This is a genomic window from Moorena sp., assembly GCF_982860115.1.
In genome coordinates this window covers 1-12,792 of sequence record NZ_CEYLVT010000079.1, presented here as the reverse complement: position 1 = coordinate 12,792, position 12,792 = coordinate 1, and the positions used below count along the sequence as shown (strand labels likewise).

The 12,792-nt window shown below is 34.5% G+C and carries 10 protein-coding genes; all 10 read left to right on the top strand.

Annotation, left to right across the window (positions count from 1 at the left end; all coding sequences use genetic code 11):
• Positions 1-275: 275 nt before the first annotated feature.
• Positions 276-974 (top strand): glycosyltransferase family 2 protein, encoded by a 699-nt coding sequence (locus AC4II3_RS15335; RefSeq protein WP_488007506.1) that lies wholly within the window; start codon positions 276-278, stop codon positions 972-974.
• 653 nt (positions 975-1,627) lie between these two features.
• Positions 1,628-2,476, top strand: coding sequence for a class I SAM-dependent methyltransferase (locus AC4II3_RS15330; protein WP_488007504.1), 849 nt, complete (start codon positions 1,628-1,630; stop codon positions 2,474-2,476).
• Between the two features lie 20 nt (positions 2,477-2,496).
• Complete coding sequence (locus tag AC4II3_RS15325; RefSeq protein WP_488007502.1) at positions 2,497-3,609, top strand: DegT/DnrJ/EryC1/StrS family aminotransferase; 1,113 nt, start codon at positions 2,497-2,499, stop codon at positions 3,607-3,609.
• Between the two features lie 31 nt (positions 3,610-3,640).
• Complete coding sequence (locus AC4II3_RS15320; protein ID WP_488007500.1) at positions 3,641-4,126, top strand: GNAT family N-acetyltransferase; 486 nt, start codon at positions 3,641-3,643, stop codon at positions 4,124-4,126.
• Positions 4,127-4,128: 2 nt separating this feature from the next.
• On the top strand, positions 4,129-5,364 hold the full coding sequence (locus tag AC4II3_RS15315) for a glycosyltransferase family 4 protein (RefSeq protein WP_488007498.1): 1,236 nt from the start codon (positions 4,129-4,131) through the stop codon (positions 5,362-5,364).
• 221 nt (positions 5,365-5,585) lie between these two features.
• On the top strand, positions 5,586-6,839 hold the full coding sequence (locus AC4II3_RS15310) for a hypothetical protein (protein ID WP_488007496.1): 1,254 nt from the start codon (positions 5,586-5,588) through the stop codon (positions 6,837-6,839).
• Positions 6,840-7,023: 184 nt separating this feature from the next.
• Positions 7,024-7,860 carry a glycosyltransferase family 2 protein gene (locus tag AC4II3_RS15305; RefSeq protein ID WP_488007494.1) on the top strand — a complete coding sequence of 279 codons (837 nt, stop codon included), beginning with the start codon at positions 7,024-7,026 and terminating at the stop codon, positions 7,858-7,860.
• Positions 7,861-7,888: 28 nt separating this feature from the next.
• The gene (locus AC4II3_RS15300; protein WP_488007492.1) at positions 7,889-9,070 is read left to right on the top strand and encodes a glycosyltransferase; all 1,182 of its coding nucleotides are present in this window, start codon (positions 7,889-7,891) and stop codon (positions 9,068-9,070) included.
• Positions 9,071-9,445: 375 nt separating this feature from the next.
• Entirely contained in the window at positions 9,446-10,258 is an 813-nt protein-coding gene (locus tag AC4II3_RS15295; protein ID WP_488007490.1) for a 2OG-Fe(II) oxygenase, read from the top strand.
• 676 nt (positions 10,259-10,934) lie between these two features.
• On the top strand, positions 10,935-12,665 hold the full coding sequence (locus tag AC4II3_RS15290) for a carbamoyltransferase family protein (protein WP_488007488.1): 1,731 nt from the start codon (positions 10,935-10,937) through the stop codon (positions 12,663-12,665).
• The last annotated feature ends 127 nt before the right edge of the window (positions 12,666-12,792 follow it).

The following is a 12,792-nucleotide window of genomic DNA, read 5'->3' as shown; positions in this document are numbered from 1 at the left end:
CCTAATTTATTGATAGTCAAATTATTATATTTTTCCATAAAAAAATGCTTTATTTAAGGTCAATGGAATGTTGCATCACTACTTGTGTACCACTACCGATTTAAGTTATGTCTCTCTCAACTCCAGTTGTATTTCTAATTTTCCGTCGTCCCGATCTTACCGCTCGGGTGTTTGAAGCTATTCGCCAAGCTAAACCACAAAAATGACTGGTAGTTGCCGATGGCCCAAGAAAAGACTATGCTGGTGAAGCAGAAAAATGTGCTGCCGTTCGTGCAGTGATAGATGGAGTAGATTGGGATTGTGAAGTATTGAAGAACTATGCAGATAAAAATTTAGGTTGTATAAAACGGGTTTCTAGCGGCTTAGATTGGGCTTTTTCTCAAGTCGAGTCTGCCATTCTTCTTGAAGACGATTGTTTACCACATCCATCATTCTTTAACTTTTGCGAAACATTACTTTATCACTACTGGGATGATGAGCGTGTTTGGGTTATCAGCGGAAATAATTTTCAAGATGGTCAGTGCAGAGGAGATGGCAGCTATTACTTTTCTCATTACAATCACTGTTGGGGATGGGCAAGTTGGCAACGTGCTTGGAAGCATTACGACCATAACTTAGAACAGTGGGAAAGTTTAAAAAAATCTGGTTTACTTAACTCAATTTTTGATAATTCCTACGAACGACAATACTGGTACCGAATTTGGGAACGTCTTTATTATGAAAAAGAACCTGATAGTTGGAATTACTGTTGGTTCTTTACTTGTGTGATCAATAGCGGTTTATCAGTTCTTCCAAACGTTAATTTAGTCTCTAATATTGGGTTTGGTCCTAATGGAACTCATACAGTTACCGAAAAAAAACTATCAAATATGGCTGTGTCGGAAATAGCTGAAATTAAATATACCTCTTTTATCCTACGGAACAAAACTGCTGATTTATATACTTTTAAGCATAAACTTGGGGGAGACAAATGAGATTACAAAATCAGTGGCACCAAAAATTAAAGTATAAGTTAGGTTTTTTAAAGCAAAAATTACTCAAATGATGTGTGGATTAGTGCAGACTACATAATTTTGGATGCGGAAATACTTGGTAAGTAGATGGGTGTAATTAAGTGTAAAATATAAAAGTAGTTAAAAAATACCAAACGGATAATGCCAGCTCGATTAAAAATCAGTCTAAGTGAGTTAGACATCCAATAGTTGTTAGAGTTAAAACATGATATTAATTGTCCATAAAGAACTAAAATAAGAGTATAGGTGCGCTTTCCGACGACGAATTAAATTCGCCACAGGTCGCACCTGAAGTTATCTGCTTAAATGCTAAAGGATGGACAGTTAATTAAATATCTGACTGGATAAATTGGTCACCGAATACAGTGATAAAAACCATTCATAGGTGGATAATACAAGGCAAAGAAGGACAGAAGGATGGTAACCTGCGAAATGTGGGTTTTATTCAATCAATTAATAATCTAATACAAATATAAAAATTATACGACTTGTAAGGTACAAATATCTAGGTTTTAGGGAGCAGGGATTAGTAAATAGCAAATAGTGAAACAATGTTGTGTACCTCATCAGTCCTTGAAACGCTATAAACAAGTAAATTCTAAATAGGTTCAAAGATGAATAATACGTTGATTACTTCAGAAGAAGCAGTTATCTGGCTACGGGAACAGACTAATATGCAAGAAATGGTTCGTGATTGTTATTTTGATGATCCTGTAGAAGCAGCAGCAAAACGTTTTAGTAATAGTGAGGAATGGCAAGAAGTTACTAAGTTTTTGAAAAATCATTTACCAAGCAAAGTTTTGGATATAGGAGCGGGTAGGGGTATTTCAAGCTTTGCCTTTGCAAAAGTAGGGTGCCAAGTCACTGCTTTAGAACCAGATCAAAGCAATCTTATAGGAGCTGGGGCAATTCGAACTTTATTTGATCAAACAAATTTACGAGTTCAAATTATTCAAGAATATGGTGAAAGATTACCATTTCCTGATAACTCCTTTGATGTTGTTTATGTACGAGCAGTTCTTCATCATGCAAAAGATTTAAGAATGTTTTGTCAAGAAGTTTCACGAGTTTTGAAGAAAGGTGGTGCATTTCTCGCGACCCGTGAGCATGTTCTTTCCAAAAAAGAAGACTTACAGATATTTTTAGATAATCATCTTCTACATTTTTTGCATGGGAATGAAAATGCTTATCTTTTAAGCGATTATACAAATGCTATTAAGGGAGCAGGGCTAAAAATTGTTCGGATAGTGAATCCTTTTGAAAATTCAATTAATTACGCGCCAATGACACATGAAGATTTTAAAAATAGCGTAATTTTGTCTCGCCTTGAATCTCAACTAGGTGGTAAATTATCTAGCTTTATTGTTAACCGAAAAATACTATACAATCTTTGTATATCCTATTTGTCTTTTAAGTCAAATTCTCCTGGTCGTCTTTACTCATTTTTAGCTTTAAAACCGTAATTGTTATATATCAATAAACTATGTATAAAATTCCCGTCTATCAACCCAGCCTTACTGGTAACGAAAAAAAGTACGTAAACGACTGTCTAGATTCTAATTGGATTTCTTCTAAGGGAAAATATGTCTCTTTATTTGAAAAAGAATTTGCCAATTACCTTCATGTAGATTACGCAACTGGAGTTTGCAACGGCACTGTAGCTCTACATCTAGCCCTAATTGCTCTTGGTATCGGTACTGGCGATGAGGTTATCGTTCCCACTTTAACATATATTGCTTCAGTAAACGCGATAGCTTACACAGGAGCTAGACCTGTATTTGTAGATTCTCTTCCTGATACTTGGCAAATAGACCCTCAAGAAGTTCGTAGAAGCATCACACCTCAAACCAAAGCAATTATGGCTGTCCACTTATATGGACATCCCTGTGAAATGTCAGTTCTCAAAGAAATAGCTGATGAGCATAGACTGTTTCTGATTGAAGATTGCGCTGAAGCTATAGGCTCTAAATATCAAGGTCGTCATGTTGGTACCTTTGGAGATGTAGCTACATTTAGTTTCTATGGTAATAAAACCATAACAACTGGTGAAGGAGGAATGGTAATCACTAACGATCAAACTATCTTTGAGCGTGCTGTTCACTTCAAAGGACAAGGATTAGCTAAGTACCGGCAGTATTGGCATGATGTGATTGGTTATAACTACCGCATGACGAATATTTGTGCCGCAATTGGATTAGCTCAACTGGAAAGAATAGATGATATTTTATCGAAAAAGTGTCGAATTGCTGAACTATATCAGGAGTTATTAAAAGATACAGAATACAAAGTTCATCAAGAAGTGGGTGATGTATTCCATTCATATTGGATGGTTTCTATATTGGTTTCCCAAGCAAACCATCGCGATGGTGTTAGAAAATATTTAGCAGAAGCTGGTATTGAAACTCGACCAGTTTTTTATCCTGTACATACCATGCCTATGTATTCTCATAAATATCAACGCCATAAAATTGCTGAGGATATTGGTTGGCGTGGTATCAATCTTCCTAGTTATCCCGATTTACAAGAAGAGCAAATTGTGTATATCTGCGAAGAGCTGAAAAAAAATAAAATACGAAGTATGTGCGGTGTTGTATAATAATTTTGTCTTGACAACCCAATAATCTCTAATGGAATATATCAGCTTTAGACTCTTAAAAGGAATGGACTCAGAAATAATAAGTCAATTACTTTTAAACAGTCCAGTAGAATATACAAAATATTTTCATCCGTTTGATTTTAATCCATCCTCTATACAATCAGTTTTAGAAAAAGCAGTAAAAGATAGGTTTTTTGGAGTAGAGTTAAAATCTGAAACATCTCCAAAAAGCGAGTTAGTAGGCTTTTATATGCTTAGAGGACTAGATGAAGGATATGCAGATCCTATGTATGGTGTCTTTGTGTCTCATTTATACAGTGGTAAGGGTATAGCTAGCTTAACTATTTATCATGCTGAGTGTTTTTGTAAAATTCACGGGTATCATAAACTTTTACTAAAAGTTTATGATAATAATTTTAAAGCAAAAAACCTATATAAGCATTTAGGATTTATTTTTTTAAGAGAAGATAACTTATCTAAGCAAATACTTTTTGTTAAAAATATTGTTAGGTTATAGTGATGATAAGACTTGGATACTGGTTAGGTTCTGCTGATGTCAAAGGAGGTGGAATTGCTTTGTATGCTTGGCGTATTTTGGAGCTAATTATTCCCCATGTAAAAGCTAACAAAGTGAATCTTGTTATTATTGCAACTTCTGAAAATAAATCAAGTTGTTATCATTTGTTAGACAAATATGGTGTTAATGCTGAAATAAAAATTTTACCAAATTTAAATATTTTTTATAAAATAGTTACTAAATTTTTTGATTTCTTATTAGAAAGTTTCGAAGAACTAAATATATCTATTAAGTGGCTAAAAAAAATTCATCCTTGGTCATATTGGTATGAATCCCTAAAAATTGATCTTCTTCACGTTCCTTACCAAACTTTTTCTAGCTATTGTACTTCATATAGATACAGCTTATCTTATCCATTTGTCGTGACAATGCATGATTTGCAGGAATTACATTATCCACATTTTTTTACACCATATCAACGTGCTTTCCGTGCTAAATACTTTTGGAAAAATATAGAATATTCAAGTGGAATTGTAGTTTCATTTAGTCATGTTAAAAATGACATAATGAAGTATTTTAAAATCCCCAATCATAAAATTGATATCTGTCCACTTCCCTTTAAATCAATATCTTTAACAGCACCTTGTTCGACAGAGCAAAAAAAATATGACCAAAAGTATAACTCTGAGCAAGGTTTCTTACTTTATCCTGCCCAGACATGGGAGCATAAAAATCACCTATCTTTGATAAAGTCTTTAGAAATCATACTAAAAAAGTATAATAAATCAATAAAATTAATTTGTACTGGCCGTAAAAATTCTGACTTTTTTCCAAAAGTAAATAGCTATTTGATAAATTCATGTGTCTCTAATCAAGTTTATTTTTCTGATATTATACCTGAAGAAGAATTGTATTGGCTTTATAAAAACTGTACATTGGTTGTAATTCCTACATTATATGAAGCTGGTAGTTTTCCTTTATTAGAAGCGATGTTTTTAGGTGTACCAGTTATTTGTTCGTCTGTTACATCATTGCCTGAAACAATCAAAGATAAGAGATTTATCTTTGATCCTCTAGATATTGAAGGAATAGCTGATTTAATTTATAAAATGATCACTAATCAGCAGCTTCGTCAAGATAGTATTATAAATGGAAAAACAAGGATAAAAGAGTTAAGAGATATAGATTCATTTGAATATTATCTTAATCTATGGAAAAAGGTACTAAAAAAGATGTAGTGATAGCCTAATCAACCCCAGGGTAATCCCTTAAGTATAAGAAAAGTAATTATTTTGGCGTTGCTGAGTTGAAGTATTAAATTGATTGGCTGTATCACCGCTGTGTATAAAGTTTGCAATGCAACGCCTCAAAATATGAATTCATAGCCTGATTCAGCAACGCCTTTATTTTGATCTATATTTTTTTTATTCATAACGCTATAAAAAAATTAACAAAAATTATGTTACCTAAATTGGTAAACTTATTTTTTATATTTGTTTTAATGCCTTTTGTTTCTCCTTATCCTATAGGTTCTGATGTCCAACCTATTGTTGGTATTATGGCATTTATCATTATAATATATCTGTTTTTTAAAGACAAACTAAAATTTAACACTATTGATAGTATTTTTATATGTACTAGTATATTGTCACTAGTATATTTTAGTTTTTTTCTTGAAGGAGATTGGGACTTTCGGAAGAGAATTGGTCTTTTATTTGCATTTATCATATTTTATGTTGTTAAAAAAATGCATTTAGTTTTTGATTTTAAAGTATTTTATACAGTTGTATTAATTTATTTTTTTGGTTCAGTATTACATCTACTATTTCCAGAACAATTTGCACAATATGCTGGCTACTTTGTTCGTGTAATTAAACAAAGTGATGCTGCTAATTTAGGATATCGCGGTATTTCATCATTTGCTCCAGAACCCAATTTTTTAGGTGCACTTTCAGTATTTTTTTTATTAGTATTGCATTATTTTAATCAAAGAGAATTTGTTAATAGATTCTATAACTGGTCTACAGTAGCTCTATGTATTTTTATGATAGTAAACACTAAGTCAGGCACAGGCTATGTTTATTTGGCTTTGTTTGTTATATTTTGGTTATATAATGAAATTGTAATTAAACATAATTTTATTTATCTAATTGGAAGCCTATTTCTACTATCATTTAATGCCTATACTGTTGTTACTAGTAATTTAAAAGGTCGGGGTATATCTGTATTCAATGAATTGTTAAGTAATCCTATAGAAGCTATAGGTGATGACTCCATTGCCCATCGTGTGAGCAATATTTATACTGCAATTTATTCATTAAATGCTTATCCACTAGGGACAGGAGTAGGAACATTTTCTTACACTGCTCAAGAAATGTATTATAAGCATAAACTATATGGTCAGTTTTTAGATATTCAAGATTATATTGGAGGAGCGGTGTCTGCATTTGCACAGTATAGTGTAGAAATGGGGATAATATTTATTATATTTATAATAATTATTTTGTCTAATACATATATTTGTCAAACATCTTTGATGTTCCGAGCTTTTGCTATCATATTTGTAGTATTTTCTTTTTCAATTACGTTCCCACCAACATGGTTTTTATTGGCCACGACTTCTCGGATGTATTTCAATAAAGTCGTATGTTTTGGAAGTCCATTATTAGATAATAATATGGCCAGTCATAAAAAATCTATGCAAATATTGTGATATTTACATAACTTTTTATACAAAAAAAATATAAAGTATCCTTAATAGAATCTCCAAATTGTATTTTAAATTTAATTTGAGCGTTTAAAATAAAGATAATTTTCAAGTAATTTTTTATATTATTTTAATATATTTTTTATGCCTATCATAATACCATATTATTTTTTTATAAAAAAAAATTGATATGAAAAATCAACCTTTAATTTCAATTATTGTTGCTGTATATAACCGTGCTGAAGTGTTACAACGCTGTATTAATAGTGTCACTTCTCAAGGCTATCCACACAAAGAATTAATTATTATTGATGGAGGATCCACTGATGGTACAGTTGATATTCTGAAATCTAATAGCGAAAAAATATCCTATTGGGAATCTCAACCAGATAGAGGAATTTACCATGCTTTTAATAAAGGATTAAATTATGCTAAGGGAGATTGGATTTATTTTTTAGGTTCAGACGACTATTTTTGGAGTAATCAAGCACTAAGTTTAGTAGCTCAGCAATTAACTGATATTGATCAGAACTTTTTATTAGCTTATGGAAAAGTGGCTCTAGTTTCAAAAAATAGTGAATTTTTAGAGTTTGTCAATCAACCCTGGTATAATACAAAGAAAAATTTCTTTCAAGCTTGTTGTATATGTCATCAAGGAGTTTTTCATCATCGTAATTTATTCATTAAACATGGATTGTTTGATGAATCTTTTAGACTAGCTGGTGATTATGAACTTTTACTACGTGAGTTAAAATCAGAAAACCCTTATTTTTTATCTGACATTGTTATTGCTGCTATGCAAATGGGAGGTGTTAGTAATTTATCTGAGAATAGAATCGAAGCTTTAGAAGAATTTAGAAAAGCAAGAATTGTAAATTATGTATCTATTATACCTTTAGGGTGGTATTGGAAATATATCAAAGTTATTTTACAATTTTATATATTTCAAAAACTATTAGGTAAAAAAAATACAAAGCATATTGTTAAATTTTATAAAATGTTAACTCGTAAATTATCAACCATCTAAAAGTTTTAGATGACAGAATAAATTAGATATGAAAATTCTTCATGTAATCCCCTCTGTGGCTTCAGTGCGGGGTGGTCCGATTTATGCAGCTTTGGGGATGGTTAAAGCACTGCGTGAATCAGGTATTGATAGTGAAATTGCCACCACAAATGATAATGGTGTGCATTTACTTGATGTGCCTCTTTACCAACGCACGGAATATCAGGGAATTCCAGTTTGGTTTTTACCCCGTTTTTCACCGCCATTAAAAGAGTTTATTTTTTCTGCGGCTTTAACTCGCTGGCTATGGCAACATATCCGAAATTATGATATCATCCATACTCATTATTTATTTTCTTACGCCCCTACTTGTGCTGGTGCGATCGCCCGACACCAAGGAATTCCATATATAGTAAGTACAATTGGTCAACTCACCCCTTGGGCTTTAGCTCAAAGTCGCTTCAAAAAACAGATATACACATTTTTAATAGAAAGGCACAATCTCAATCAAGCAGCAGCTATCCACTGTACTACAAAGACTGAAGTTAAGGATGCCCGTAAATTTGGACTTAAAACACCTGCAATCACTCTTCCATTAGGGGTGAATAACCCGATCAACTTACCTAATGCGAAACCAAAAATTCGTCATCGTTATAACCTATCTCCGACAACACCAATTATAGTGCTACTCGCTCGTCTTCATCCTGTCAAGCGAGCAGATTTGTTAATAAAAGCTCTCAAACAGCTAGTTACTCAGAATAATGATTGTCATCTGATAATAGCAGGTTCCGGTGAGACAGAGTACGTAAATTATTTAAAAAATTTAGTACAATCTCTAGGCTTAACGTCTCGTACGTCTTTTGCTGGTTTTGTAAGTGGTCAAGATAAAGAACTACTACTGCAAGGTTCTGATATATTTGTTCTACCATCATTTACAGAAAATTTTGGTGTGGCTATCGCAGAAGCAATGGCAGCAGGATTACCAGTAATTATTACCCCAGGAGTGCAAATTGCCCCAGAAATAGCCCAAGCCAAAGCTGGATTGGTAGTAGAGGGAGAATTAGATTCTCTCACTAATGCAATTGCACAATTACTCGCTTCTCCAGACTTACGGAATCAATTAGGAGAGAATGGTAAAAATTTAGTAAGTTCTCGATATTCTTGGAATGTAATTTCTCACAATCTTGCTTCTGTATACGCTACAATTGTTGCAGGTAAAAAGCTACCCTAATATAAAAAGGGTAACAGGTTACAGGAAATTATTAAGCAGGTGTACAAAAAGATATATGCTGTTTTGGGCTGAGATTTGATGTAGTTACAGCGCTTTGCAATTCAATTAGGTAAAAAGTTCTGGGTTTTTAGGGAGCAGGGAAGTCGGAAGTGGGAAAACAATCCTGTGTACCTGATAGTTATGCAAACCGCCGTATAAGGGTGTAAGCTTCTAGAAAATGAACATAGGGTCAATTGGCAACTATATCTTCCCTAAACTCATTGGCCTCAAAGGTTTATAGAGTAAACTTGTTAGGGCTCATGTCACCCCGTCAGCTCTAAACCTGATCAAACCTCTTTCTAAAAGAGTCACAACTATTAAACTTATGGAGAAAAAATGATTAATTACAGCTTATTAGAAAATAATATTGCAAAATTTTATAAAATGTTTAATGAAGCACAGCCTCAAAAACATTTAGTTATTGATGATTTTTTAGAGCCAGATGCTGCAGATATAGCTTATAGATTTTTTCCAAAAATGGAAGAAATGGATACCCTAAAGGACTTCAGACAAAATAAAGCTCAAGATCCAGACATCACTAAGTTTCATCCTATCTTTAGTCAGGTTATCTTTGAACACTTGCATTCACAGCGTTTTCTCCAACTAATTTCTCAGATTACAGGCATATCTAATCTTTATGGGGATCCAAAATTATATGCATCAGGACTAGCTCAAGGAGCAAATGAAAGTTATTTAAATGTACATATAGATAACAGCTCCCATCCTGTTGAACCTTGGTATCGCCGTGTCAATTTGCTAATTTATCTTAATCCCAATTGGAAAGAAGATAAAGGAGGTCACTTAGAACTTTGGTCAGAGGATATGTCTGAATCTGTGGCAATTTTGCCTATATTCAATCGAATGGCTATTTTTGCAACAGACAAGCAATCTTGGCACGGACACCGACATGTTAATACACCTGATGGCGATACCCGTAAATCGATTAATATTTACTACTTCACCGAAGAATCCCCTGATGGAAGCGATTACTACCACGTTACCAGTTTTAGAGCTCGTAAAAATGAAATATTTAATAAATTTCTCTATCCTGTAGATAATTTAGTGCGAACTGTGGCTCGTAATTTTAGGAGTAATAAAGATGATCACGCAGTTTTATTAGAGCAAAAAGATACTATTGATAAAAAGTAATCATCACCATCAAATACTAAATACCAGCTTAAGTTGCTGGTAATGTAAGTAGTCGCACATAAATAAAAGTAGCTGTGTTAAGTTTAATTAAGATACATAATCGTTGCCCTTGAGAGCGATCGCTGGATTTTATAAAAGTTAATATAGTGCCCTTTACTTTTGTCCGACTACTTAGCAACTTAAGCCTCCCTAAGACGATAGTGGTACACAATTCCTGATTCTAGTACCTAAAATTTTATTATTGAAGGAATTTAACTTAAAAAATCAAACTATGAACTCGGATGTGGGATGATGCATCAATTAAAAATGCATTTGCTCAGCATAGATTTAAGAATATACGAAAGTGTAATTACGGTGATTGATCCGATGAAAGATTTAGTGCGTTTGAATAACAAGGCCGCTTATCTAATACTGTTTGTATAGAAGGAACTAAGTAAAGTTAGTTCAAAAAGTATAAATTAATTTTTTTCAGCTAACTGGATTAAGTAAAGCCAATCTGAACTCCAAATGCTTTTAATCATCATGAAATCATTATTCATGAATTAAATTAATATAAATCTAGCAACTTACTCTATATTAAATAATCTAATTTAGTTTTAAATAAAAGCCAATTATCAGAACCATTGCCACAATTTTTTTTAACACTCTTAAAGTCAAAATTATAACAAAATACTATATGAACATTCTCGGTATAAACGCTTATCACGGTGATGCATCCGCAAGCTTAGTTCAAAACGGTCAACTCATCGCCGCCGTTGAAGAAGAACGATTCAACCGTGTCAAACATTGGGCAGGGTTTCCATCAGAATCAATCCGTTACTGTCTGGAAGTTGGTGGAATCACTGCTAAGGATTTAGACCATGTTGCTGTTTCCTTTAATCCCAAAGCCAACCTCAACAAAAAGCTTTTATTTACCATCAAAAATCGTCCTTCCCTCAGTTCCTTACTGGATAGATTCAACAAGCAAAGCAAATCCACCAGCCTCAAACAAGAACTAGCTAATGCTTGCGGATGCAACGAAACCGATATTCGCGCTCACATTCACAACCTGGAACACCATACCACCCATCTTGCTAGCGGTTTCTTCGTCTCCCCCTTTGAAGAAGCAGCAATTTTATCCATCGATGGCATGGGGGATTTCGTCAGCACATTATTCGCAGCGGGACGGGGAAATGAACTCGAATACTTCTCCCGCACCCATTTTCCCCATTCCATCGGTTACCTGTACAATGCCATTACCCTATACTTGGGATTCCCAGCCTACGGTGATGAATACAAAGTCATGGGACTGGCACCCTACGGCGAACCGGAATATCTGGAAGAATTCCGCCAGTTGATTTATCCCAAGGGTGACAGCTTTGAACTGAATTTAGACTATTTCAACCACCACCTGGAAGGAATTGCCATGAGTTGGGACGATGGCGCACCCAGCGTACAACCCTTCCACAGTCCAGCCTTAGAGAAATTATTGGGACCCGCGCGCACACCCAAGTCCGAAGTAACTACCAAACACCAAAACATTGCCAAATCCCTACAAGCCGTTACCGAAGAAATTATCTTCCACCTCATCAACGAGTTACACAAAAAATTCCCCAGCGATAATTTGTGTTTGGTAGGGGGAGTAGCCATGAACTCCGTTGCCAACGGTAAACTTACCCAAAACACTCCTTTCAAAAATATCTACATTCCCGCTGGTGCTGCCGATAATGGTACGTGTTTTGGAGCGGCTTTCTACGTCTGGAACCAGATTTTGAAACAACCCCGCAATTTTGTGATGGAACATGCCTTCTGGGGTAGTGAATTTTCCGATGCTGAATGCTTGTCAGCACTCCAAGAGCATAATTTGGAACCCAAAAAGCTAGACCGAGACGAGTTATTGAATCAAGTGGTTGATTCAATGTGCGCAGGAAACGTGATTGGTTGGTATCAAGGACGGATGGAATTTGGTGCCCGGGCATTAGGACATCGTTCCTTAATTGCCGACCCTCGACGGGTTGATATGCGGGATATTATCAACTTAAAAATCAAATTCCGGGAAAAATTCCGTCCCTTTGCTCCCAGTATTTTAGAAGAGGATGTCAGCGAATTTTTTGAACTGAACGAACCCGTACCGTTCATGGAAAAAGTATTTAAAATTCGTCCTGAAAAACGGGAACTAATTCCTGCTATTACCCACGTCGATGGTACCGGAAGACTCCAAAGTGTCAGTCGCCATACCAATCCCCTCTATTGGGATTTAATTAATACCTTCAAACAACGGACAGGTATCCCCATAATATTGAACACATCCTTAAATGAAAACGAACCCATCGTCCGCACTCCATCGGAAGCTATCAAGTGCTTCTTAAGAACCAACATGGATGTGATTGTTTTGGGTTCTTATTACGTCGATCGCAGTGCGATATAAGGGAATTTAGAATGCGCGAATTTAGAATTTAGAATCGGGAATCGGGAATCGGGAATCGGGAATCGGGAATCCGTAGTGGCGTGGCACACCTTAAATGTTGCTTTAGAAAAATACCATAATCTACTTT

Bases quoted from the DNA above. Each gene is read 5' to 3' on its own strand.
- AC4II3_RS15300 (WP_488007492.1), top strand. From the start codon at position 7,889: ATGAAAATTCTTCATGTAATCCCCTCTGTGGCTTCAGTGCGGGGTGGT.
- AC4II3_RS15315 (WP_488007498.1), top strand. From the start codon at position 4,129: ATGATAAGACTTGGATACTGGTTAGGTTCTGCTGATGTCAAAGGAGGT.
- AC4II3_RS15320 (WP_488007500.1), top strand. From the start codon at position 3,641: ATGGAATATATCAGCTTTAGACTCTTAAAAGGAATGGACTCAGAAATA.
- AC4II3_RS15325 (WP_488007502.1), top strand. From the start codon at position 2,497: ATGTATAAAATTCCCGTCTATCAACCCAGCCTTACTGGTAACGAAAAA.
- AC4II3_RS15295 (WP_488007490.1), top strand. From the start codon at position 9,446: ATGATTAATTACAGCTTATTAGAAAATAATATTGCAAAATTTTATAAA.
- AC4II3_RS15290 (WP_488007488.1), top strand. From the start codon at position 10,935: ATGAACATTCTCGGTATAAACGCTTATCACGGTGATGCATCCGCAAGC.
- AC4II3_RS15310 (WP_488007496.1), top strand. From the start codon at position 5,586: ATGTTACCTAAATTGGTAAACTTATTTTTTATATTTGTTTTAATGCCT.
- AC4II3_RS15305 (WP_488007494.1), top strand. From the start codon at position 7,024: ATGAAAAATCAACCTTTAATTTCAATTATTGTTGCTGTATATAACCGT.
- AC4II3_RS15330 (WP_488007504.1), top strand. From the start codon at position 1,628: ATGAATAATACGTTGATTACTTCAGAAGAAGCAGTTATCTGGCTACGG.